Here is a 23,403-nt window from a genome sequence, read left to right on the forward strand (position 1 = left end):
AATCCGCAAAATATATATAGCCTGGTAAGGATTGCGGAGTTATTATCCATCTCATCAGTGGGCGTTATGTCATTATTTCGTCGCATTGGTATCGAATTCAGAACACCATGTTCTAAGCCGCTGCCTTGTATGTGTTCATTGGCCGGCGGTAGAGTTTATGCGCTTCACCAGTGTGTTCGACGGGGGTCGAACGGTGGAGAATTTGACAAATGGGGCGTAGCGTTTGCGGCTTGCGATGGAGGATTTCCGTCGCGGAGCCGTTTGGTGTGTTTTCTTCCTAGTTAATTGAAATTGTTGTATAAAAATCACGTCCTCAGGGAAAGTTGCTCAACGGAACCCATCTGGCGTGTATCGAGAATTGCTTGATCAAGCCTTGTATGTGATGACGGTTTGGCGGTTCGATCGATCCGCACGCCGAGATGGCTGTTCAAACTGGGCCGGCTTCAAATCGACTACCCGATTGGAAGCCAGCCCCGATCGACAAAGGAATGGATTGGTAAATGAACATCAGAATGGTTTTGCTTGCATCAGCAGCAGCATTTGCTGCATCGACGCCGGTTCTTGCAGCTGACGCTATTGTTGCTGCTGAGCCGGAACCGGTTGAATATGTTCGCGTCTGCGACGCTTACGGCACCGGCTACTTCTACATCCCGGGCACCGAAACCTGCCTCAAGATCGAAGGCTACATCCGTTTCCAGGTCAACGTTGGCGAAGATGTCGGCGGCGATTCGGACTGGGATGCCGTCACCCGCGGTCAGGTTCAGTTCACGGCCAAGAGCGACACCGAGTATGGTCCGCTGACCGGCGTCATCGTCATGCAGTTCAATGCTGACAACGCCACCGATCAGGAAGCTATTCTCGACTCCGCTTACCTCGACGTCGCGGGCTTCCGCGCCGGTCTCTTCTACAGCTGGTGGGACGATGGTCTCTCCGGCGAAACCGACGACATCGGTTCGGTTGTAACGCTCCACAACTCCATCCGCTATCAGTATGAAAGCGGCACCTTCTACGCCGGCATCAGCGTCGACGAACTGGAAGATGGCGTTTACAAGGTTGGTGAAGAAGCCAACAACGTTGGCGTTGCTGTTGGTCTCGGCGGCACTGCCGGTGCGTTCAGCTACCAGATCACTGCCGGCTACGACGTCGACAATGAAGACGGTGCTGTCCGTGCAATGGGTACGGTTGACATCGGTCCCGGCACGCTCGGCCTCGCCGGCGTATACTCCACCGGCCCGAACTCCTACTACTCGACGGCTGAATGGGCTGTTGCTGCCGAATACGCAATCAAGGCAACCGACAAGCTCAAGATCACCCCGGCCGTTCAGTACTACGGCAACTACTTTGGCGGTTCCAAGGTTGTTCCGGATGACTTCGACGGTCTCGGCGATGCATGGAAGGTCGGTCTGACGGTTGATTACCAGATCGTCGACAACTTCTACGCCAAGGCTTCGGTTCAGTACCTCGATCCGGATGATGGCGACGACTCCACGACGGGCTACTTCCGTCTGCAGCGTTCGTTCTAATCCACTTGGTGGATGCTCCCGGTCTTCGGACCGGGAGCACTTAAATCAGTTTCTGATCCGAGTGACCTCCGATCAGCTACGGGGACGTGTCCGGTCTTCCCTGCCGGACCGTCCTTGCATTGTTTTTGGCGTGCAGTCTTCAACGCCGTCGATCACGATGGCCTTTCAGGTGAGCCGAACCGGCGCGTTGCGTATCGCAGGTCGGCATCCTGCCAGCCTTGTTTCCCGAGGCCCCCGTTTTTCCAATTTTTGAAATGAGCTGGTTCAGCCGATAGAAATACCGCACAGACGGCTGTCGATTGCTGTCCTGCTCGGCGTTGGTTGGCTTTGCCGCAACATGTCGTGAAAAGAAAGTCCAATGCCGACAATGTGATCACAGCTTTTTTGGAGAGAGGGTACAACCTTTGCAGGGGCTGGCCTTCATTCCTACTCTCGGATAGCTTGTGCTTATGGATGATCTCAACGATTATTATTATTTCGCCGCTGTCGTCTCCAGCGGCGGTTTTGCTTCTGCAAGTCGCGATCTCAAGATACCGCGTTCGAAACTGAGCAGGCGGGTCAGCCGGCTTGAGGACGGTCTTGGCGCAAGGCTTATAGAACGCTCGACCCGTCACTTCCGGGTGACAGAGATCGGCCAAGCTTTCTACGAAAGATGCCAGACCATCCTGCAGGAGGCCGATCGCGCCAAATCGCTCGTCAGCGAGGCTCAGTCCGACCCGCAAGGTGTGGTGCGGATGGCCTGTCCGCTCGGTCTCGTCGACATTTCGGTCGGGGGGATCCTGCCCGAATTCCTGGAACGTTATCCGAAGATCAAGCTGCAGATCATCGGCTCCGACCGGCGCGCCGACCTCATCAACGAACGGATCGACCTTGAGGTGAGGGCGACCAACGAGCCGGAGACGCAGACGAGCCTGACGATGCGCAAGCTCGACCGTATCAGGCGTATCCTGGTGGCAAGTCCCGCGCTCGTCGAGCGTACCGGTAGCTTGAATGGTGTGGATGATCTCGCCGATCTGCCGACGTTGGCGATGACGTCATGGGTGTCGTTCCATACCTGGGAATTGATCGGTCCAAATGACGTCAAACGAGTGATTCGGCATCAGCCGCGGCTTACCTGCCGCAGCATGACAGCCATCCTCGACGCGGCCCGTGCCGGCCTCGGCTTCGGGCTTTTGCTCGAGAGTGCCTGCGAGGCCGATCTCCGGGCGGGCAAACTGGTGCGGGTGCTGCCGGAATGGCAGTCGGAGGAGAGCCAGTTCTACATCGTCTTCACGACCGCCAAGGGCATGCCGCCGGCAGTCCGCGTGCTGATCGATTTCCTGGTCGAGAAATCCAGGCAGCATTGACGAAGAGGCGCGGCACCTTGGAGCCGGCCTCTGCCTTATTTCAGCCGCGCCAGCAGCTTTTCGCCGGCCAATTCCCTGACGGCATCCTTGCCGATCCAGCGGGCGGTCTTATCAGAGCTCTCCGCCAGGGTCGTTGCGAGCGCCAACGCCGGCGCATGGCAGGCGAGATTACGCTTGCCGATGCTGCGCAGCGCCCAATTCACCGCCTTGCGCACGAAGTTTCGTGGATCGCCGGAATGGACCTCGATCAGCGGCAACCAGGCAAGGATGGCCGCATCGGGCTCCTTCTTTCGATGGACGGCGGCACCTGATATCATGGCGAAGGCGGTGCGTCGGACGAATTCGCGCTCGTCGTCTGCGAAGTCCCGGACGAGGTCATCCAGCCGAGCCTCGACGAAGAGATCGGCGGCGCAATCGACGATTTCCCATGAGTCGAAATCATTGGCCCAATTTCGAGCCTCTTCCATCGTCAAGCGTTTCGGCTCGGCGGTGTAGAGGGCGAGCAGGCGGGCTTCGCGGATATCGCTTCGCCAGAGCTGCATCGCCCTGACGTGATCCTTCTTCGCCAGTCTGGCGACCGCCCTGATATCGGGATTGGAGATACCAAGGGCGCGGCCGGTGACGATACCAAAGCGCGCCATGGCGGCGACATTCTCCTCCGAGCGCAGCGTTTCGAGATGCGCGATCAATCCGGCCGCATCGGAGGAGGGGCCGATCATTTCTCGAGGCGGGCGAGCAGCGAGGATGTGTCCCAGCGATTGCCGCCCATCGCCTGAACGTCGCCATAAAACTGGTCGACGACGGCGGTGACAGGCAGCTTGGCGCCGTTGCGGCGAGCTTCGGTGAGCACGATGCCGAGATCCTTGCGCATCCAGTCGACCGCAAAGCCGAAATCATATTTGCCGGCGTTCATGGTCTTGTGGCGGTTTTCCATCTGCCAGGAGCCGGCTGCGCCCTTGGAGATCACCTCGACGACCTTTTCGATATCGAGGCCGGCGCGCTTGCCGAAATGCAGCGCTTCGGCAAGCCCCTGGACGAGGCCGGCGATGCAGATCTGGTTGACCATCTTGGTCAGCTGGCCCGAGCCTGCCGGCCCCATCAGACCGACCATGCGGGCATAGGCGTCGATCACAGGCCTGGCGCGTTCGAAGACGGCTTCGTCGCCGCCGCACATGACGGTCAGGACGCCGTTTTCAGCGCCGGCCTGGCCGCCGGAGACGGGAGCATCGATGAAATCGACGCCTCGTTCCTTTGCCGCCGCATAAAGTTCGCGGGCGACCTCGGCGCTGGCGGTGGTGTTGTCGATCAGCACCGAGCCTGGCTTCATACCGTGCAAGGCGCCGTTCTCGCCCGATGTCACCGATCGGAGATCTTCGTCATTGCCGACGCAAACGAAGACGAAATCGGCCCCAGTGGCAGCTTCTGCCGGGGTAGGGGCGGATTTTCCGGAGAATTTCTCGGCCCAGGCGGCGGCTTTTTCGGCAGTGCGATTGTAGACGGTAACATCGTGGCCGCCCTTCGTCTTCAGATGGCCTGCCATGGGAAACCCCATGACGCCGAGACCGATGAACGCGACTTTAGCCATATGTCCTATCCTTTTCCTCAAGTGCAGGCTTGAGGATTAACCGAAACGGTGGGAGCAGAAAAGCCCGTGAAGAAGGACTTGTTTCCGATTGGTGCATAGGAGGCTGGCCACCGTTCGGCCGAGCCCTAGATTGGGAAGAAGGCATTATGTTCCGAGGGTGACATGAGCGAAATTCCGACGATCAAGCCGCGGCGCAAAGGCCGCAGCGGAACGCAGGCGATGCTCATTCCATCGCAGCAGATGGTCGTAGAGCAGATTCGATCAGCGCCGGAAGGTGTGCTTACCGACATCGGCGTCCTCCGCCGCCGTCTCGCTGTCCAATACGGGGCGGATGCCTGTTGCCCGGTGACCGTGCAGCGGCATTTGCGTGCGATCGCCGAACTGTCCTTCGGTGCGCTGGAAAAGGACGAACCGGTTTCGACGCTCACGCCCTATTGGCGCATGGTCGATCCCGCAAGCCTGCTTGCCAAGCGCCTTGCCGGCGGCCCAACCTTCATCCGTGAGCGTCTGGCCGCCGAAGGCTGGGACGGGGTGGAATAGCAGCCGGCAAAGCGGACGCGCGAAAAAAATCCGCTTAACCGCGATATCCGGGCCGCAAAATTTCAGCAATGGCCGAATCTTGCAAATAAAATTGTCGATATAAATTATAGATTTCATCATCATGACACTCATCGCTGAAAGGTCGACCAGCCGAAAACAGGCTCGGCGCCATCAAAAAGGGGAAAGTCATGATTTCACGTCGACAAACTCTCGGGCTTTTCGCAGCAGCCGCGGCCACGGCAATTCTGCCAGCTGTCAGGCCGGCACGCGCTGCCGCCAGCGAGTTCCGTATCGGCTGGCAGAAGAACGGCGTGTTGGCGCTCGCCAAGCGTCGCAGCGCACTTGAGAAGCGGCTTGCCGATCGCGGCATTACCGTCGGCTGGTCGGAATTCACCTCCGGCCCGCCGCTGCTCGAAGCACTGGGCGCCGGCGCCCTCGATTTCGGCGCGACCGGCGATGTGCCGCCGCTCTTTGCCCAAGCGGCCGGCGGGCAGCTCTATTATGTCGGTCTCTACAAGGGTAGCCCGGCAGCCTCGGCCATCGTCGTGCGCAAGGATTCGCCGATCAAGACGCTTGAGGACCTCAAGGGTAAGAAGGTCGCCTTCAAGCGCGGCTCTAGCGCCCATAACGTAACCGTCAAGGTTTTGCGTAAGGCGGGCCTGAAGCCCGAAGATGTCGAGCAGCTCGACCTTTCGCCGCCGGATGCCGCCGCCGCCTTCAAGAATGGTAGCATCGATGCCTGGTCGATCTGGGATCCTTATCTGGCGATTGCCGAAGCCGATCCGGAGACGCGTATCCTGACGACCGCCGAAGGCATCGTCGACTCCTACAGTTTCTTCCTCGCCAACCGTGATTTCACCGACGCCAACGGGCAGGTGATCGTCGACGTGATCGACGAGCTTGCCAAGGTCGGCAAGTCGGCACAAAGCAATCTCGACGCGACGGTGAAGGAGCTTTCCGAGATCACCGGCGTGCCGGTTGAGGTGACGCGCGTGACATTGACGCGCAAGGGCGCCGACCTCGGCAGCGTCTCGACCATCACCGATGCCGCTGCCGCCTATCAGCAGTCGCTCGCCGATGAGTTCTACGGGCTCGGCATCCTGCCGAAGAAGCTTACGACCGGTGATATCGTCTGGCGTCCCAAGGCGAGCTGATTTTTCGCCGGGGGCCAAGTTTTTCGCGCGGCGACATGGAGTGGGCCTCCATGTCGCCGATCCGGAAAAATATTCTCCAAAACGGATTACAATAGCAAATTGATATTGTCGATCTAATTGGTGGTCTATGCCACTATTCTGGCGATCGGTGGGTGGGTGCCGGGAAGGTAGCCAGCCGATCGACAGGAATATTCAGATGCTCACGCACAGTCAGTCACCCGGCCTTCTCACGACCTGCGCCGCCACCGCGATCCTCCCAAGCATCCGTGCGGCGGCGCTGCGTAGGCAGACGGTTTGCGCTTGCCCGGGGGCCATCTCGACCGCGTGTTGATTTTCGAATTCGCAGCAAAGGACCGTCTTCCATGACCACCACCTCAAATCCCATCAATTTCCTCTGGTTCATCCCGACCTCAGGCGACGGCACCTATCTCGGCTCCTCCGAGCTCAACCGCGCGCCCGAGATCGGTTATCTCACGCAGATCGCCCAGGCCGTCGACCGGCTCGGCTATTCCGGCGTGCTGCTGCCGACTGGGGTTGCCTGCGAAGAATCCTTCGTGACGGCGGCAGCTCTTGCCGCCAAGACCGAGAAGCTGCAGTTCCTGGTGGCGATCCGCCCCGGCACGGCGTCTCCTGCCTACTATGCGCGTCTTGCGACGACGCTCGACCGCATCTCCAACGGCCGGCTGCTGCTCAACATCGTCGTCGGCGGCAGCCCGGCGGAGCTTGCCGGCGACGGCATCCATCTCGAGCATGACGAGCGCTATGCCCATGCCGAGGAGTTCTTCACCGTCTTCGAGGAATTGCTGGAAAAGGGAACGGCAAGCTTCGACGGCAAATACATCAAGGCGACCAATGCGCGCCTCGGCTTTCCTTCGGTGCAGAACCCGCGCCCGCCGCTTTATTTCGGCGGCTCGTCGGACGCCGGCATCGATTTCTCCGTCGGCCGTGTCGACAAATACCTGACCTGGGGCGAGCCGCCGGCACAGGTAGCCGAAAAGGTCGCCAAGGTGCGCAAGGCCGCCGGCGAGCGCGGTCGCGAGGTGAGCTTCGGCATCCGCCTGCACTTCATCGTGCGCGAAACCGATGAGGAGGCATGGGAGGCGGCCGAACGGCTGATCCGCCATCTCGACGACGATACGATTCGCGAGGCGCAGGAGCGCTTCGTCCACGAGTCCGACTCGGTCGGCCAGAAACGCATGGCCGCCCTTCATGGCGGGCGCCGCGATAAACTCGAAGTCTCGCCGAACCTCTGGGCCGGCGTCGGCCTGGTGCGCGCTGGTGCAGGCACCGCGCTTGTGGGGTCACCGAAGACGGTGGCCGCGCGCCTTCGCGAATATCAGGAGATCGGAATCGATACGGTGATCGGTTCCGGCTATCCGCATCTCGAAGAGGCCTATCGCGTCGCCGAGCTGCTTTTCCCCGAACTCGGCATCACCCGCGAGCAGCAGCGCCTGGGCTTCAACAATGAGTTCGGGCGCAAGCAGGTTTTCGCCGGCGGTAGCCATGGCGGCAATCTGAAAGTCGTCTCCGGTTCCTGAGTTCGACGAAGACGCAGAGCGCGACACCGTCGCAAGCCGTCTACGGCTTGCGACGTCCTGTTCCCGAAAAGCGTGAGGACATTGCATGTCGACTTTCGATACTCCGTTTGTACGGTCTGTCGCTTCCGAAAAGGCCGCGAAGGCGGGTTTACGCCTGCCGTTGCCCGGCCTGGAGAAGCTGACGCCTTACCTAGTGCCGGTGGTGATCGTGGCCTTCTGGCAGCTTGCCTCCTCTGTCGGCTGGATCTCGTCGCGCATCATGCCGTCGCCGGCCGATGTCGGCCTCGCCTTCTGGTCGACGACGGTTTCCGGCCAGTTGCCGAACGACGTGCTGGTGAGCGCCGGCCGCGCCTTTGCCGGCCTTCTCGTCGGCGGCTCGATCGGTTTCCTGCTCGGCATTGCCAATGGCGTGTCGCGCATTTCCGAACAGCTGACCGATACAACACTGCAGATGCTGCGCACCATTCCGCACCTGGCGATGATCCCGCTCGTCATCCTGTGGTTCGGGATCGGCGAGGAATCGAAGCTCTTTTTGACCTCGCTCGGCGTGCTTTTCCCGGTTTATCTCAACACCTATCATGGAGTGCGCAATGTCGATCGCGACCTGATCGAGATGGGCAAGGTCTATGGCATGGGCAATTGGACGCTGTTCCGCAAGGTGATCTTTCCAGGCGCGCTGCCGTCGATCTTCGTCGGCTTGAGATATGCGCTGGGCATCATGTGGCTGACGCTGATCGTATCGGAATCGATCGCTGCATCGTCCGGCATCGGTCACATGGCCAACAATGCTCGCGAATTCATGATGACTGACGTCGTCGTGCTCGCCCTTGTCATCTATGCCGTGCTCGGCAAGCTTGCCGATGTCATCGCCCGGGCGCTGGAGAAGCGGACGCTCGCCTGGAACCCGGTCTATCAGAAATAGGAGAGACGCCATGACATCGATTGCGCATGAGCGTTTTCACGCTGCCGGCGACGAGCCGGCCTATGAATCTGCGGCGAAACGCATCGCCCCCGCGGGGGCGGCGGCGATCAGCCTGACGGGGCTTGAAAAGAGTTTTGGGACCAACCGCGTGTTGCGCGGCATCAACCTGCATATTCCGGCCGGCCAGTTCGTTGCCGTGATCGGCAAGAGCGGCTGCGGCAAGAGCACGCTGCTGCGCATCCTGATGGGCCTTGACGAGCCGAGCGCCGGCGAATTGCATTTCGAGGATGCCGAGGGCGCACAGGCGAGCCCGAATGCGCGCATCGTTTTCCAGGAGCCGCGGTTGCTGCCCTGGCTCAGCGTCGCCGACAATGTCGTGGTCGGGCTCGGTGACGGCATCGACCGACGGGCGGCGCTGAAGGCGACTGAGGCCGTGCTTGCCGAAGTCCAGCTTGGCGAGAAGACCGGCGAATGGCCGGCGCGGCTCTCCGGCGGTCAGCGGCAGCGTGTGGCGCTGGCACGGGCGCTGGTGAGCCGGCCGGGTGTGCTGGCGCTGGATGAGCCGCTCGGCGCGCTCGATGCGCTGACGCGGATCAGCATGCAGGAACTCATCAATCGCGTGTGGCGCGAACTCGGTTTCACCACTGTGCTCGTCACCCACGATGTCAGCGAAGCGGTGCATCTCGCCGATCGGGTCATCGTGCTCGACGAGGGGCGGATCGCGCTCGATCTTCCCATTCCCTATCCGCATCCGCGCCGGCATGGTAACCCCGACCTTGCCGAGCTCGAAGGCCGGCTGCTCGCCGCGATCCTCGGCACCGGCGGCGGTCATTGATCCCAGCGCTGTTCGCGAAGTTGCATGATCTCGGCATAAGCGAGGCGTGTCGACGCGAGCAGGCATGAGCGATGGCGAAATTGATAGGCGCATGGGTATGAGAAATCACTGTTCTCTGCCGAGGCATGCTGCTGCATGCGCGTAACTCACCAATAATGGCTCCCTCAAGTCGTCTTGCGCCAACTTGACTCACTCATACCTCTATGGCTATACGTATGACTCATAGCTATTGAGGTATGGATCGTAGATGTCGAACGCTCAGGACATGCTCTTCAGAACGCTCGCCGACCCGACCCGGAGGGCGCTTTTCGAGCGGCTGTGCCGTGAAGGAGAAAAGACGGTCGGAGCTCTGACGGCGCGGGCAGGGGTCTCGCAACCAGTCGTTTCAAAACATCTCGGAATCCTGAAGCAGGCCGGATTGGTGCGCGACCGCCACGAAGGTCGCCAGACGCATTATAGTGCCCAGCTCGGTGCGCTGGCGCCACTGGTCGACTGGACAAGTGAGATGGCGGGCTTCTGGCAAAGCCGTTTCGACGCGCTCGAAGATTTGCTGAAGAGGATGGATCAATGACCTATATATCGACCGAAACACGTTCCGTCGTGATCGAACGGGAGATGCCTTTTCCCACGGACAAGATCTGGCGCGCGCTCACCCAGCCGCACCTGATCCAGGAGTGGCTGATGAAGAGTGACTTCAAACCGGTCGTCGACCACCGTTTCAACTTCAATGCCGATTGGGGCTCGGTCGACTGCCGGGTTCTGGAGGTCGAGCCGAACAAGACGCTCGCTTATAGCTGGGGCGCCTATGGCCTCGAAACCGTCGTCACCTGGACGCTCACGCCGACAGGCACGGGCACGCATCTGCGCATGGAACAGTCTGGTTTCCGGCCGGATCAGCGGCAGGCCTATGGAGGCGCCAGGAGCGGCTGGCCGCAGTTCTTCGAAAAGCTGGAGCAGGTTCTCGCGCGGACAGAGTGAGAGGCGCCCGCCCGGCAAGCAGCCCATCGTCAAGGCTCATTTCGAGGAGGAGGTCCCAATTGAACTGGAACAACTGGTTTCGGCAGATCCACCGATGGCTGTCCATTGCCTTTACGGTGGCGGTCATCGCCAATATCATCGCCATGGTGCGGGAGAAATCGTCCGTCTGGGTGGGCCTCTTGGCGCTGTTGCCGCTCACCTTGCTCCTGCTTACCGGTCTCTACTTGTTCGTCCTGCCATATGCCACCCGATGGCGCGGCGCGGGACGCAACGGCGGATAGGAGTGAAGGCGATGGCCGGCAAGACGTCCAAGACCGAAGCGAAGGTCACCAAGAAGGCAGCGGCCAAGCCGGCCACCGGGGAGCCGACGCTTCTCTCCGGCGGCAACCCTCAAATCGCCAAGGGTTACGGCGACGCTCCGGTGCAAGCCTATATCGCCGCCATGCCGGGCTGGAAAAGCGACGTCGGGCACCGCCTGGATGTGTTGATCACGCGCACGGTGCCCGGCGTATACAAGGCCGTCAAATGGAATTCGCCCCTTTACGGCATTGAAGGGCAGGGCTGGTTCCTCGGCGTTCATTGCTTCACGAAATACGTCAAGGTGGCTTTCTTCCGCGGCACGTCGCTGCATCCTCTGCCGCCCGGCCAATCCAAGCAGAAGGAAGTGCGCTACCTCGACATCCGCGAGAGCGACCAAATTGACGAAGCCCGGCTCGCCGCCTGGGTGGAGCAGGCCAGCCAATTGCCCGGCGAACGGATGTGAGCGGATGCCAGGCCGGCGTCCAGCAACGACAACCATGAAGAAAGCGACAGCAGTCATGAAGAAGAGCGATTCCGGGGAAGGAAACGAGGGAGCCTCTCCCTCTCAGCTGATCGATGCGAGGATCGAGGAACTGCACGATTGGCGGGGCGAGATGCTTGCCCGCGTCCGCATGCTCATCCGGCAGGCCGAGCCCGCGGTGGTCGAGGAATGGAAGTGGAGAGGCGTTCCGGTGTGGGAGCGCGCCGGCATCATCTGCACCGGCGAGACCTATAAGAGCGTGGTGAAGCTGACCTTCGCCAAAGGCGCCTCGCTGGCGGATCCCTCAGGCCTCTTCAATTCCAGCCTTGACGGCAACGTCAGGCGCGCCATCGATTTTCATGAGGGCGACGAGATCGACGAGGAGGCGTTGAAGGCGCTCATTCGGAGTGCCGTCACACTCAACACTTCAACTCGCCCCGCCGGCTCGCGGAAGAAATCAAGCAACGCTTGACCCCTGGCAAGATCGCTGACATGCGATTTCAATGAATCGGGCTTTCCTCGCGCTCGAGGAAGAGTTCCAGATTGTCGAGGCCGATTTCGGTGCCCTGGAGGCGGGCACCGTTGTCGGCGTAGCCGTCAAGGAAGACCACCTGCTCAGTGAAGACCATTCTGGTTCCGCCGGGTTCGGCGTCGAAGACGACGGTGGTCAACGACGCGGAGATGCGGGTTTCCCCGAGCTTCATTTCATAGGCATAGATGATGCGGGTATCGGGTACGATATCGATGTAATGGGCGTCATAGGCGTGCAGAAGGCCGTCGGTATCGGCGACGTGGTTTCTTTCCGTGCCGCCGGGGCGGAAATCGAGCCGGTAGTCGAGCGGCACCCAGTCACCATGGCAGGCAAACCATTGGCGCTTGGCCTCCGGCGCCGACCAGGCGCGGAAGACGCGGGCAACCGGCGCTTTCAAATGGCGCTCGATGACGAGGGTGGCATGTTCGGCGGATCGTGTCGTCATTCGGGAAGGCCCTTTGTTTCATCGGCGAGAAATTGATCCAGCCTGTCGAAGGCGGTGGTCCAGCGGACCTTTCGCTGTTCCACCCAGCGTTCGACGGTGGCAAGCGCATCCTGCTGCAGGCGATAGGTTCGCACCCGGCCGGATTTTTCGGAGAGCACGAGGCCGCTCTCCTCCAGCACCTGCAGATGTTTCATCACCGTCGGCAAGGCAACCGCGAGCGGTGCGGCCAGTTCGGTAACGGAGGCCGGGCCGCGGCCGAGGCGATCGATCATGCCGCGGCGGCTGCGATCGGAAAGCGCATGGAACATACGGTCGAGATCCGCCTGGCTTTCGATCATCCCGCCGTATCCTGGAAGCGGACCGGCAGCCTGTCTTTGTAGGGGTAGAACTTGAAGTAGGGGCGGGCCTCTTCCAGAACCCTTGCAAAGGACGGGCGCGCTAGCAGTCGATCATAATAGGCGCGAAGGTTCGGCTGTTGCTGAGTGAAGGGGATCAGCGTCTCGGCATAGAAGAGAGCAGGCGCTGCGGCGCAATCAGCCATGGTGAGGGCGTCGCCTGATATCCATTGCTTGTCGGCGAGCTGCTTTTCGATCATCGCATAGGCGGTGGCGAGCGTCGCCTTGGCGGCGGCCACCTCGATTTCGTCAGCCGCTCCCTCGGGCCGCCGGCGATTGCTGACGAGCGTCTGCATCGGCGCCTGAACATAATGGTCGAAGAAGCGGTCCCAGAGGCGGACCTGGAGCGCCCGGTCGATCTCCGGCGGCAGCAGGCGAACGGGGCCGGGATAATATTGCTCGAGATATTCCATGATGATCGATGTCTCGGGAATGGTGCTGTCGCGCGCCTCGTCCCGGAGCAGCGGCATCTTGCCGATCGGCCAGAAACGGAAAAGATCGGCGCGTGAGGTCTCATCGGAAAGATCGACGATGCGATTTTCGAAGGGGGTGGCGTTTTCATAAAGCGCGATCAGCACTTTGTGGCAGAAGGAGGCGAGCGGATGCCCATAGAGCACGAGCGACATGCGGCAACCTTTCCTATCGTTGCGGTAAACTTTACCGATCGACTAACTATCAGATTGCGACGTCTCAGGCAATAGATACTTCGCCAATCGTGCAAGTATCCGTCAGCCGATATAGCGAGCGATGACCAGATGGCCGGGTGTCGGCTGGCCGTCTTCCATACGCACGTTGATATCCGATATCTCGACGAGTTCGAAACCGGTGGCAGTCAGGCGTTCTCTTACATAGGCGTCGGCATGGGCGAAGCGCTGGTGCGGCCCGACCATGTAGGCGCGGCCGGCGAGGATTTCCTCGGGCAGGGTCTCCGAGGAGAAGATGAACAGGCCGCCCGGCGTCAGGTTCTCGGCGGCGCCGAAGAACAGCGGTTCGAGTGCGCCGAGATAGGGCAGCACGTCGGTGGCGGTGATGATGTCGAAGGCTTCCTCATCGTTGTCGTCGAGGAAATCCTCGACCTCGGCGACGAAGAGCGTCTCGTAAAGATCCTTCTCATGGGCGATCTCGACCATCTTCTCCGATAGATCGATGCCGGTCATGTCAGCGCAGAGATCGCGCAGTGCGCCGCCGGTGAGACCTGTGCCGCAGCCGAGATCGAGCAGTCGCTTGAACGGTCCGAGTTTCAGCGTCTGCAGTCGCTGGCGCACCAGCATCGGCACATGATAACCGAGCTGCTCGACGAGCACGTCCTCGAAAACCTCGGCATGCTGGTCGAACAAGGTCTCGACATAGGCGTCGGGCGCCCTGACCGGCGTCTCGCCGCGGCCCATCGCGGCGATGCGCACGGCCGCACCGCCGTGATCGTCGGGATCGATTGCCAAGACTTCCTCATAGGCTGCAACGGCCGCGTCGACATCGCCGGCCTTTTCCAGCGCCAGCGCCCGGTTATAGGCCTCGCCAAGGGCTTCTTCGTCGATCTTCTTTGCCATAGCAGTCCATCGTCCTTTTGTTTCAAGCATGCGTCTAAGGCTGCTTTCGATGTTTTGCAATGGCGCGCTTGCGGGCGCAGAATGGCTGAAAAGAAGACGAAGGGAGGAACGAGCCATGAAAATGAAGGAAGACAGGACGTCATTGGTACGGGAAGGAGAGGGCGCACGGCCTTTGCTGCCAAGTACACCAGGCGAGGTTACGAACACGCTCATTCATTATTACCGCGGTGAACTCGGACGGATGACAAGTTGGCGCGACCGCATCGACCGAACCTCCAACTGGGCGATCACCGTGGTCGCAGCACTGCTTTCGGTGTCGCTGTCGACGCCGACTTCGCATCATGGAGTGCTGCTGTTCGGGATGATGCTGGTGACGCTGCTGCTGATGATCGAGGCGCGGCGTTACCGCTTCTTCGATATCTACCGTGCCCGCATTCGCCAGATCGAGCGCTGCTATTTCGCCGAGATTCTGGCGCCGGAGGCCGGGGCCGGCGGCGAATGGGCGATGGTGGTCGCCCGTAGCCTGCGCAAACCGCGCTTCCTGCTCAGCTATCAGGAGGCGATGCACCGCCGGCTCAAACGCAATTACGGCTGGATGTATTTCATCCTGTTGCTCGCCTGGTGCCTGAAGATCTCGACGCCGAAACTGCAGACGGAGGGCATGCCGGCGCTGCAGGCGCAGTCATGGGCCTATGTCATCGACAATGCCGTGCTCGGGCCGGTTCCCGGCCTTGCGGTCATTGCCATTGTCGTCGCCTTCTATCTCGGCATGCTCGCTTTCGCGCTTCGCCCGGATCGCGACGAAGGCGAATTCGGCCATGGCGAGGCGCATGTCTGACGCGGTCATAACATGCCGCCCGAACCGCTCACACTTTTCGGCATCCTGCTGCAGAGCCGATCAGTGCAGGATGAACTCGCCCTTCAGCGCCCGCCACTCGGTTGCCGAGATCAGCTTGCGGTGGATGTAGCGCACCGAATGCAGCGGCCCGTCGAGCTTCTCTTCCCAGAATTTCAGGAAGCCGCGCATTTCGGGAAAATCGGGGGCGAGGTCGTAGTCCTGCCAGACATAGGTCTGCAGGATCGCCGGGTGGTCCGGCAGGTGGTAGAGGATCTGGGCGGTCGTCAGACCGTAGCCCTGCAATTGTCTTTCCATGTCCTTGTGCATCGCATTCCACTTCTTCTTGTTCCCACTCGCGCGCTTATTAGCGCTACGTGATATGGAAACATGCGAGTGGTTAATGAAATCTTTACAGATACCTCATAAAAGGACAATTTATTTTTTATATCAATGACTTGGCAGCATCATACCGAGAGTGCTGCCAAATCGGCTTTGTCTCATGCACGCGCTTATCCCAAAACTGCGACATGCGTTTCGGCGTCACGCATCAGCGCTTGAGATGCCGGGTCAGGCGGCGTTCGATCCAGGCCCAGAGATGGCGTAAGGCCTCGACGATGACGAGATAGAAGATCGCCGCCCAGAGATAGGTCTGGTAGTCGAAGGTGCGGGAGAAGGCGTAGCGGGTTTCGCCCATCAGGTCGAGGACGGTAATGATGGCGACGACCGCCGAGCCCTTGATCAGAAGGATGATCTCGTTGCCATAAGGGCGAAGCGCGACGATGAGAGCCTGTGGCAGGATGATTTTCCGGAAAGCGATGAACTTGTGGATTCCGAGTGCGGCGGCCGCCTCGTGCTGGCCATGCGATACGCTTTCGATCGCGCCGCGCAGAATTTCGGCCTGATAGGCCGCGGTATTGATGGTCATGGCAAAGAGGCCGCAGTACCAGGCATCGCGGAAGAACCACCAGATGCCGACGGCCTCAAGCTGCGGCCGGAATATGCCGAGGCCGTAATAGACCAGGAACAGTTGGGCAAGCAGCGGCGTGCCGCGGAAGAAATAGATGTAGCTGTAGGCCAGCGCATTCAGTACCCGGTTCTTCGACATGCGCGCCACGGCAAGCGGCAGCGACAGGATGGCGCCGCAGATGACGGAAATGAAAACGAGACTCAGCGTTATCCAGAGACCATGGAGGTAGCGCGGACCGTAACGGGTGAATTTTTCCGGATCCCAGCCATTGACGACGGAAAAGACAAGAAGCGCCGCCAGCAGAGCCCAGACGGCGACGAAGATATAGCCGGCCATGCGCGCCGGCGTCATCGGTTTCATCACCTCGCGGGGCGCGGGCTGCGGTGGAATCAGCGTTTCGGCATAGCTCATCGACTGATCTCCGAACGCTTGGCCCAACGCTCGACATAGACGAGCAGGAAGGAGGAGAGGATGGCGAGCACCAGATAGAGGCAACAGGCCAGGCCATAGAAGAAGAAGGGTTCCTTGGTCACGCGCACGGCGACACTCGTCTGGCGGAGGACATCGGCAAGGCTGATGATCGAGACGTAGGAGGTGTCTTTCAGCAGCACCATCCAGAGGTTCGTCAGGCCCGGGAGCGCGATGCGCACGAGTTGCGGCAGGATGACCAGGCGCAGCGTGCGGCCGCGATGCAGGCCGAGCGAATCTCCCGCCTCATATTGTCCCTTGGGAATGGCGCGGAAGGCCGAGAGCAGCACCTCCGAACAGTAGGCGGAGAAGACGACCGAAAGCGCGATGACACCGGCGAGGAAGGCATTGATCTCGACGGGCGGCCCGTCATAGCCGACGAAGGTCAGCAGAGACTGGATGAGCATCTGCATGCCGTAATAGATGATGAAGAGCGTCAGAAGCTCCGGCAGGCCACGGAAGATCGTCGTGTAGATGCCGGCCGCCAGCCGCAGCGACTTTTCCTCCGACTGCTGGCCGAGCGCCACCAGGAAGCCGATGACGAGGCCGATCGGCAGGGTGACGATCGCCACCGAAATCGTGACCTGCAGGCCAAGCGCGATCTCATCGCCCCAGCCGGTATCTCCACAGGCAAGAATCGTCGACTGACCCAACCAGGTAAAGATGCCAACGGGTCCGCATAGCGGATCGAAAATGTGCACAATCCAGCTCCAGAAGGAGCCGAGCGCGGAAAATAATCCGCCCATGCGTAAATTCCCCTCACGGCTTTTGCCGTTTTGATCTTGCCATCTTTGTCAAACAAAAATGGCGGAAGAGCAAGCCTTCCGCCATTACCTTCCTCGGCCAGATACCGAATTTCTTATTCGCCGTAAACGTCGAAGTCGAAGTACTTGTCCTGGATCTTCTTGTATTCACCGCTGGCGCGGATCGCGGCGATCGCCGTGTTCAGCTTTTCCTTGAGCGGATCGCCCTGACGGATGGCGATGCCTGCGCCGTTGCCGTTGATTTCCTTGTCGACCGGCAGGGTCGTCAGGATCTTGCAGCAGGCGCCGGCGTCGGACTTGACCCATTCGGAGAGAACGACGACGTCGTCGATGACGGCATCGACACGGCCGCTCGCAACGTCCAGCTTGTATTCATCAGCCGTCGGGTAGAGCTTCAGCTCGGTGTCGGCGAGATGCTTCTCGGCATAGTTGGCGTGAGTCGTCGAGGTCTGCGCGCCGATCACCTTGCCCTTCAGGCCGGCGACATCCGCTATCGTCGAATCCTTCGGCACGGCGATTGCCGGCGGGGTGTTGTAGTACTTGTTGGAGAAGTCGACGAGCTTCAGACGCTCCGGTGTGATCGACATGGAGGAAACGATCATGTCGAACTTCTTGGCGTTGAGCGCCGGGATGATGCCATCCCAGTCGGTGCTGACGAAGGTACATTCCGCCTTCATCTCGGCGCAGAGCGCCTTGGCAATGTCGATGTCAAAACCCTGGATCGTGCCGCTGGCATCGACGAATTCGAAGGGCGGATAGGTCGAATCGGTGCCGATCACATACTTCTCGCCATCGGCCATGGCCGAGCCGGCAAAAAGGGACATCGCCGCGATCGAGGCTGCCGCGAAAATACGGGTGGAGATATGCATGAGGATCCTCTCTGTTGGTAGCCGTCGCTCCTTTTTCTCTTGGGCTGACGGCCGCAGTTCAACGGTGCTGAGACCGCCTTGCGGCGATAATCAGACTTTTTTTCATGGAATTGCAACACAAATCCCACCGCAATTGGGCGGTGCAAATAGCGGGCGAGATGAACGTCGGCAGACTGCAACATTCACGCGAGGTTAATCCCGACCTCCCTAGAACCGGAACAAATCGGCGGCTGGGCGATTGCCATTCCGCCGTTTCGCCTCAATGCGAAGCTAGGGGCGGAACCAGGGCCTTGCGGCCTTCAAGAAGCTCAAACAGGATCGAGGAAACCCGATGGGCATGAAATCAAGATTGTTCGCGAGCGCGGCTTTTCCGCTGCTTTCTCTTTCGCTGGCGCTGCAGCCGGCATCGGCGATGGCGGCCGTACGCGACGTTGCGACGCAGGCCGCGGCCGTGCGGCAGGTCGAGCCGGGTAGCTTCGAGGTGGCGCAGGATGCGCCGTCCGAGGAGGAGTTGCTGAAGAAGAAAAAGCACAAGGAACAGGGGGAAGCCCCGGCCGAACAGGCGCCGGCCGCCGAGAAGCCGGCGCAGCCGGAAGCGCCCGCCGAAAAGCCGAAGGCCGAGCGGAAGGAAGCACCTGAACCCAAGGCAGAGCCGGAAGCGCCGAAGGCGGAGGCACCGAAGGAGGCACCCGCGGAGCAGCCTGAAAGCAAGCCCGAGCGGAAAGCCAAACAGCAGGCCCAGCCCGAGGCAAAGCCGGAGGCCGCGCCGCAGCAGGAAGAGCAGCCGGTAACGCAGGAAAAGCCGAAGAAGCCGAAGAAGCAGGAGACGCAGCAGGCCGAGCCGGAGGCTCAGCCTCAGCCCGAACAGCAGCCGGCAGCAAAGGAAGCTCAGCCGGAAACGGAACAGGCACAACCTGAAGCCAAGCCGGAAGGCGGCAAGCGGGAGAAGGGGCAGGATAAGGCCCAGGGCAAAGATAAAGGCAAGGGCAAGGCTGAGACTGCCGCTCCCGAGGCGGTGACACCGACCGAAGAACAGGCCAAGCCCGAAGCGAAGCCAGAGATGAAACCCGCAGCCGAGGCGCCTGCCAAGCAGAAGCCGACAAAGGGCGAGACTGCAACACCTGCAGAAAATGCCCCTGCGGCTAAGACGACCGAAGACAAGGCGGCAGCACCGGAAGCCGCGCCCGCCGAGAAGCCGAAGGACGGCACGGCGGCAAAGCCCACCGGTGAACAGCCCGCCGGCGCCCCGCCGACCGCGCCCGCGACTGACACTGCCCAGCCGCAGCCGGACGCCAGCGGTGGCCAGCAGGTGGAGCAGGCTATTCCGGCACCGGAAAAGGTTTCGCCCGAGGAACTGGAGCGCCGCAAGAAGATCGCTGCAGATCCGGCCAAGAGCAATGAGACCGTCGTTCTGCCGGTCGAGAACGGCGCAGCCGTGCTCGACAGCGACAAGGATGCCGACCGCAGCAAGGGCCGCGAAGGCCGCCGCGACCGCGACCGGCAGCGCGCCGACAGCCAGGAAGTGAAGGTGCCGACCTCGGATGCCGATGCGCAGGCTGCCACCGGCGGCCAGGCGACGGCGCCGGTCAAGCTCGAGGCGGTGACCCGCGAGAAGGGCAGGAAGCTCGATGAGCGGCCGCAATTCGTCCGTCCCGACGGCGCGCGCTTCGACGACCGCGGCGACGGCGACAGCCGGGTGATCATCCAGTACGACAACAGGACGATCGTGCGCGGCGACGACGACCGGCGCTTCCTGCGCGACGGCGAGCGGCCGAGCTATGAGGAGCTTTCAGGTGACCGCTACCGTGAGACGATCACGCGGCCGGAAGGCTACCGCATCGTGACGATCCGCAACCGCTACGGCGACATCATCCAGCGGTCGCGCGTCGACGCCCGTGGGCGCGAGGACGTGCTCTATTATTCGCAGGACCTCTATGACGATCCGGACCGCGACTATTTCGAGGATCCGGGCGCCGACCTGCCGCCGATGCGGCTGCGCGTACCGCTCAGCGACTACATCATCGACACGCGCAGCGACCCGAACCGGGACTATTACGAGTTCCTGAGCGAGCCGCCAGTCGAGCCTGTGGAACGCGTCTACTCGCTTGATGAGGTGAAGTATTCGGCCCGTATCCGCGACAAGGTGCGCCGCATCGACCTCGACACGATCACCTTCGCGACCGGTAGCGCCGAGATTCCGATGACCCAGGCGCGCACGTTGCGCAAGGTCGCCGACGCGATCAGCCAGGTGCTCCAGAAGGATCCGAGCGAGACCTTCCTGATCGAGGGGCATACCGATGCTGTTGGCTCAGACCAGAGCAACCTCCTCCTGTCCGACCAGCGGGCGGAATCGGTCGCCAACGTGCTCACCGACGTCTACGGCATCGCGCCGGAGAACCTCGCGACGCAGGGTTATGGTGAGCAGTATCTGAAGGTCAACACGTCGGGCCCCGAGCAGGAAAACCGCCGCGTCACCATCCGCCGCGTCACCCCGCTGGTCCGCCCAGTCGCGGCCAACAGGTAATGATGTCGCCCCTCTCCAGTCTCGGAGAGGGGCATTCTTCCTTTTGCGCGACGCGCTTTCGCGCTTATGCAGCGCTGCCAATGCCACGCATCTTTGAATTCATACCGAGCAGATCGCGATCTCCGCATGTCCTTTGATGGATCGCTGCATAGGGTCGCGGTGGTTCTTAGCCGACCGTGTCTCCGGTACTTTTAAGGAAGAAGTGCATTTTTGGGGGATCAATTGGAACGCTGATCCTGTCATCCGGGCCAACGCGCGAGGATGCGTCGATTTGGGCAGTAAAGGCTGCTGACCCGACCTTGCCGATCGCCAGTGTGTATGGACCGAGGGGCTCGATATCGGCGACATGGAGGCTCACAGTCGAAGCGTTTGGATCCCTGACCATCGTATGTTCCGGTCGGATTCCGAGAACCACGGACTGTCCCACTGCCGCCGAAAGGCGCTCGGCTCTTTGCGCAGGAATCGCAATGTCGACGTCACCCTCGGCTTGGAAGGCAATTCCACCGGAGGTTTGCACAAGTCGGCCCTCGATGAAATTCATGCTGGGCGAGCCGATGAAGGCAGCGACAAAGAGGTTCTTCGGGGATTCATATAGGGTGATCGGATCAGCGGCCTGCTCGATCCGCCCTTGATTCATAACCACGACCCGATCTGCCATCGTCATCGCCTCTACCTGATCGTGCGTAACGTAGACGATCGTGGTTTTAAGTCGGCGGTGTAAGAGCTTGATTTCTGTTCGCATTTCAATGCGCAATTTAGCGTCGAGGTTGGACAATGGTTCGTCGAACAGGAACACATCCGGCTGGCGGACAATCGCCCGGCCAATCGCCACACGTTGGCGTTGACCACCCGAAAGCGCGTTCGGCTTGCGTTTCAAATAGGCACCGAGATTGAGAATGCGCGCCGCATTTGCAACGGCGGCATCGATGTCCTGCTTCGGCGTTCCGCGCACCTTCATGCCGTAGCCGATGTTTTCGGCGACTGTCATATGCGGATAGAGCGCATAATTCTGAAACACCATCGAGCAATTGCGCAGACCCGGGCGCAGCGCCGTAACGTCGCGCTCGCCGATCCGGATTTCCCCTGATGTCGTCTGTTCCAGCCCCGCGATCATCCGCAGGGTGGTTGTCTTCCCGCAGCCGGACGGCCCCACGAGAACCACGAATTCCTTGTCGGCAATTGCCAGATCGAGCGGAGGGATGACCTCAACGCTGCCAAAGGATTTGGTGACCTGATCCAAACGCACCTGGGACATGCTGTAACCTTTTCACGAGAATTCCATCGCCAGTTCTAAGCGGCGATCGTCTCCGTCTTCTTTCAACGATGCCTGATCCCATCCCGGCACTGCCGGGATGGGATGTTGCGGATGGGTTTATTTTGCAGGCAGGCCCATCGACGAACGATAGGCTGCCAGTTGCTTGTCGCGGCCAAACTCGTCCGTCAGCTTGTTCCATCCGGCAGCCACGGTATCCAGCGCCTGCTGCGGCGTCACTTCTCCTGCCAATGCCTTGGAAAGCTCGATCTCAAGAATTTCCGTATAGGAGAAATAGCCCGGCAGGCGCATGTCGAGCGCGGTGTTCTTGGCGGTTACCGCGTCCTTCTGGCTTCCAAGATATTCCTTTGCCTCACGCTCGGTGAATATCTTCGACCACAACGCCGTATTTGTAGTGTGCGATAGACGATAAGGATTGACGCCTGTGCCGCCGGTGATCGCCGCCTGACCGGAAACTGCCGGGCTCGTCAGGAACTGGATATAGTTCCAAGCCGCCTCCTGGTTCTTGGAAGACGACGGTACGGCTGCCTGCCAACCGCCGAAGGCCATGAAAGAGGTCTGGACGACGTGGTCGAACTTATCCCACTTCTTGGTCTTGTAGTTCCAGATTTCGTCCGATCCCGGCAGTGATGCCGAGCCGACGCTACCGGCAACCTTCGACTGCTTCGGATCGGCGGCAATGACGCCGGTATCGCCCCAGCCGATCGACTCGGCGACCTGGCCTCCGGCAAAGGCCGCGTTCACTTCGCCGAACGAGAAGTTCAGCGCATTTGGCGGGGCCAGTTTCGACGCGCGAATATATTCCTCCAGACCGCGCACCCAGCCCGGATTGTTGACCTGCGCATCCATCGTGTCGGGATCGAAGAACATGCCGCCGGGATTGTCGGGATGGCTGGTGTATCCGGCGACGTGACTGAACAGGAACCAGAATTGCTGGCCACCACGGCGAAAGGCTTCCGCGGTGCCCCAGAGGCCCTTGTCCGGCTGCTGGAAGAACTCGGCGATGTCGAGATATTCCTTCCAGGTTTTCGGCGGCGCGAGATCATGACCATACTTTGCCTTGAAGGCCTTCTGGTTGTCGGCGTTCTCGAAAAGGTCGATGCGGTAGGTATAGGTATGCGCGTCACCATCCATGGTCTGTGACAGCACTTTGCCGTTCCAGACCATCAGTTGCTCGCGGTAAACCGGAGCGATGTCGTCCCAATCGGCACCCGATTGCATCGCCTTGGGCATTTCCGAGAGAAAATCGGTGAAGTCTGGCGCCCAGGCTGGCGCGAAGGCGACCACGTCGAACGTGTCTTCGCCCGAGGTCAGCGAGGTGACGATCTTGGGATAGAGTTCCGACCACGGAAATTCCACCACATTAACCTTGCCGCAGGTCTTTTCCTCCCAGCCCTTGGCCGCGAGTTGCAGCGCAGAGGCGATATAAGGTCCCGTCTGCGTCGTGGCAGTCAGCGTGACACCGGTGTAGTCCGGTTCGCATGCGAGCGCGGATGTCGTGCCCGTTCCAGCAAGCAGTACCGCTGCCGTTGAACTCAGTAGTAATCTTCTCATGTTTTCCTCCCCGGAATTAAACAAT

At 60.6% G+C, this 23,403-nt stretch carries 26 protein-coding genes; 14 read left to right on the forward strand and 12 right to left on the reverse strand.

What is annotated here, in order from left to right:
• Positions 1 to 500 precede the first annotated feature (500 nt).
• The gene (locus FHX10_RS05430) at positions 501 to 1,523 is read left to right on the forward strand and encodes a porin (RefSeq protein WP_047610200.1); all 1,023 of its coding nucleotides are present in this window, start codon (positions 501 to 503) and stop codon (positions 1,521 to 1,523) included.
• A 449-nt stretch (positions 1,524 to 1,972) separates the two neighbouring features.
• Positions 1,973 to 2,869, forward strand: coding sequence for a LysR substrate-binding domain-containing protein (locus FHX10_RS05435; RefSeq protein ID WP_047610198.1), 897 nt, complete (start codon positions 1,973 to 1,975; stop codon positions 2,867 to 2,869).
• Between the two features lie 35 nt (positions 2,870 to 2,904).
• On the opposite strand, the gene FHX10_RS05440 is transcribed toward FHX10_RS05435, so the two are convergent.
• On the reverse strand, positions 2,905 to 3,588 hold the full coding sequence (locus FHX10_RS05440; protein ID WP_047610196.1) for a DNA alkylation repair protein: 684 nt from the start codon (positions 3,586 to 3,588) through the stop codon (positions 2,905 to 2,907).
• Positions 3,585 to 4,454, reverse strand: coding sequence for an NAD(P)-dependent oxidoreductase (locus FHX10_RS05445; RefSeq protein WP_047610195.1), 870 nt, complete (start codon positions 4,452 to 4,454; stop codon positions 3,585 to 3,587). The genes FHX10_RS05440 and FHX10_RS05445 overlap by 4 nt, the downstream gene beginning before the upstream one ends.
• Before the next feature lie 162 nt (positions 4,455 to 4,616).
• On the opposite strand from FHX10_RS05445, the gene FHX10_RS05450 reads away from it, so the two are divergent.
• The 10 genes from FHX10_RS05450 (at position 4,617) to FHX10_RS05495 (ending at position 11,674) form a co-directional block, all read left to right on the forward strand.
• Entirely contained in the window at positions 4,617 to 4,994 is a 378-nt protein-coding gene (locus tag FHX10_RS05450) for a hypothetical protein (protein WP_047610193.1), read from the forward strand.
• Positions 4,995 to 5,182: 188 nt separating this feature from the next.
• Positions 5,183 to 6,148, forward strand: a complete 966-nt coding sequence (locus FHX10_RS05455) for an aliphatic sulfonate ABC transporter substrate-binding protein (RefSeq protein WP_063475039.1) — start codon at positions 5,183 to 5,185, stop codon at positions 6,146 to 6,148.
• Between the two features lie 362 nt (positions 6,149 to 6,510).
• The gene (ssuD, locus tag FHX10_RS05460; protein ID WP_047610189.1) at positions 6,511 to 7,686 is read left to right on the forward strand and encodes an FMNH2-dependent alkanesulfonate monooxygenase; all 1,176 of its coding nucleotides are present in this window, start codon (positions 6,511 to 6,513) and stop codon (positions 7,684 to 7,686) included.
• 85 nt (positions 7,687 to 7,771) lie between these two features.
• Positions 7,772 to 8,608: an ABC transporter permease subunit gene (locus tag FHX10_RS05465; protein ID WP_047610188.1), complete on the forward strand. Its 837-nt coding sequence runs from the start codon at positions 7,772 to 7,774 to the stop codon at positions 8,606 to 8,608.
• Between the two features lie 10 nt (positions 8,609 to 8,618).
• On the forward strand, positions 8,619 to 9,443 hold the full coding sequence (locus FHX10_RS05470; RefSeq protein WP_063475038.1) for an ATP-binding cassette domain-containing protein: 825 nt from the start codon (positions 8,619 to 8,621) through the stop codon (positions 9,441 to 9,443).
• Positions 9,444 to 9,690: 247 nt separating this feature from the next.
• Positions 9,691 to 10,014, forward strand: a complete 324-nt coding sequence (locus tag FHX10_RS05475) for an ArsR/SmtB family transcription factor (protein ID WP_047610184.1) — start codon at positions 9,691 to 9,693, stop codon at positions 10,012 to 10,014.
• Positions 10,011 to 10,421 (forward strand): SRPBCC domain-containing protein, encoded by a 411-nt coding sequence (locus FHX10_RS05480; RefSeq protein ID WP_047610183.1) that lies wholly within the window; start codon positions 10,011 to 10,013, stop codon positions 10,419 to 10,421. The genes FHX10_RS05475 and FHX10_RS05480 overlap by 4 nt, the downstream gene beginning before the upstream one ends.
• A 59-nt stretch (positions 10,422 to 10,480) precedes the next feature.
• Positions 10,481 to 10,702, forward strand: coding sequence for a hypothetical protein (locus FHX10_RS05485; RefSeq protein WP_047610181.1), 222 nt, complete (start codon positions 10,481 to 10,483; stop codon positions 10,700 to 10,702).
• 11 nt (positions 10,703 to 10,713) lie between these two features.
• Positions 10,714 to 11,184, forward strand: coding sequence for a DUF1801 domain-containing protein (locus tag FHX10_RS05490; protein ID WP_047611631.1), 471 nt, complete (start codon positions 10,714 to 10,716; stop codon positions 11,182 to 11,184).
• Between the two features lie 34 nt (positions 11,185 to 11,218).
• Positions 11,219 to 11,674, forward strand: coding sequence for a DUF1801 domain-containing protein (locus tag FHX10_RS05495; protein WP_063475037.1), 456 nt, complete (start codon positions 11,219 to 11,221; stop codon positions 11,672 to 11,674).
• 28 nt (positions 11,675 to 11,702) lie between these two features.
• On the opposite strand, the gene FHX10_RS05500 is transcribed toward FHX10_RS05495, so the two are convergent.
• The 4 genes from FHX10_RS05500 to FHX10_RS05515 all read right to left on the reverse strand — a co-directional run bounded on the left by FHX10_RS05500 (position 11,703) and on the right by FHX10_RS05515 (position 14,121).
• Positions 11,703 to 12,179, reverse strand: coding sequence for an SRPBCC family protein (locus FHX10_RS05500; protein ID WP_047610179.1), 477 nt, complete (start codon positions 12,177 to 12,179; stop codon positions 11,703 to 11,705).
• Complete coding sequence (locus tag FHX10_RS05505; protein WP_047610177.1) at positions 12,176 to 12,517, reverse strand: ArsR/SmtB family transcription factor; 342 nt, start codon at positions 12,515 to 12,517, stop codon at positions 12,176 to 12,178. Before FHX10_RS05505 ends, FHX10_RS05500 begins: the two co-directional genes overlap by 4 nt.
• Positions 12,514 to 13,200, reverse strand: coding sequence for a glutathione S-transferase family protein (locus FHX10_RS05510; RefSeq protein WP_184389128.1), 687 nt, complete (start codon positions 13,198 to 13,200; stop codon positions 12,514 to 12,516). The genes FHX10_RS05505 and FHX10_RS05510 overlap by 4 nt, the downstream gene beginning before the upstream one ends.
• Positions 13,201 to 13,302: 102 nt before the next feature.
• Positions 13,303 to 14,121, reverse strand: coding sequence for a class I SAM-dependent DNA methyltransferase (locus FHX10_RS05515; protein WP_047610172.1), 819 nt, complete (start codon positions 14,119 to 14,121; stop codon positions 13,303 to 13,305).
• A 115-nt stretch (positions 14,122 to 14,236) separates the two neighbouring features.
• Here FHX10_RS05515 and FHX10_RS05520 point away from each other — a divergent pair, with 115 nt between their 5' ends.
• Complete coding sequence (locus FHX10_RS05520; RefSeq protein ID WP_063475036.1) at positions 14,237 to 14,959, forward strand: DUF2270 domain-containing protein; 723 nt, start codon at positions 14,237 to 14,239, stop codon at positions 14,957 to 14,959.
• Positions 14,960 to 15,019: 60 nt separating this feature from the next.
• Here FHX10_RS05520 and FHX10_RS05525 read toward each other — a convergent pair whose 3' ends face one another.
• The 4 genes from FHX10_RS05525 to FHX10_RS05540 all read right to left on the reverse strand — a co-directional run bounded on the left by FHX10_RS05525 (position 15,020) and on the right by FHX10_RS05540 (position 18,027).
• Positions 15,020 to 15,286 (reverse strand): usg protein, encoded by a 267-nt coding sequence (locus FHX10_RS05525; RefSeq protein ID WP_063475035.1) that lies wholly within the window; start codon positions 15,284 to 15,286, stop codon positions 15,020 to 15,022.
• A gap of 220 nt (positions 15,287 to 15,506) precedes the next feature.
• A complete protein-coding gene (locus FHX10_RS05530) occupies positions 15,507 to 16,337 on the reverse strand; it encodes an ABC transporter permease (RefSeq protein ID WP_063475034.1) in 831 nt (276 codons plus the stop codon).
• Positions 16,334 to 17,140: an ABC transporter permease gene (locus tag FHX10_RS05535; protein WP_063475033.1), complete on the reverse strand. Its 807-nt coding sequence runs from the start codon at positions 17,138 to 17,140 to the stop codon at positions 16,334 to 16,336. The genes FHX10_RS05530 and FHX10_RS05535 overlap by 4 nt, the downstream gene beginning before the upstream one ends.
• A gap of 113 nt (positions 17,141 to 17,253) precedes the next feature.
• Complete coding sequence (locus tag FHX10_RS05540) at positions 17,254 to 18,027, reverse strand: transporter substrate-binding domain-containing protein (protein WP_047610166.1); 774 nt, start codon at positions 18,025 to 18,027, stop codon at positions 17,254 to 17,256.
• Between the two features lie 331 nt (positions 18,028 to 18,358).
• On the opposite strand from FHX10_RS05540, the gene FHX10_RS05545 reads away from it, so the two are divergent.
• Positions 18,359 to 20,551, forward strand: a complete 2,193-nt coding sequence (locus FHX10_RS05545) for an OmpA family protein (protein ID WP_063475032.1) — start codon at positions 18,359 to 18,361, stop codon at positions 20,549 to 20,551.
• Positions 20,552 to 20,717: 166 nt separating this feature from the next.
• Here the strand turns inward: FHX10_RS05545 and FHX10_RS05550 are convergent, their stop codons facing one another.
• Together FHX10_RS05550 and FHX10_RS05555 are read right to left on the reverse strand one after the other, a co-directional pair.
• A complete protein-coding gene (locus tag FHX10_RS05550) occupies positions 20,718 to 21,806 on the reverse strand; it encodes an ABC transporter ATP-binding protein (protein ID WP_063475031.1) in 1,089 nt (362 codons plus the stop codon).
• Positions 21,807 to 21,923: 117 nt separating this feature from the next.
• Positions 21,924 to 23,378, reverse strand: a complete 1,455-nt coding sequence (locus tag FHX10_RS05555) for an ABC transporter substrate-binding protein (protein WP_063475030.1) — start codon at positions 23,376 to 23,378, stop codon at positions 21,924 to 21,926.
• Positions 23,379 to 23,403: the final 25 nt, after the last annotated feature.

Source organism: Rhizobium sp. BK591 (genome assembly GCF_014195045.1).
Classification (GTDB): Bacteria; Pseudomonadota; Alphaproteobacteria; order Rhizobiales; family Rhizobiaceae; genus Rhizobium; species Rhizobium anhuiense.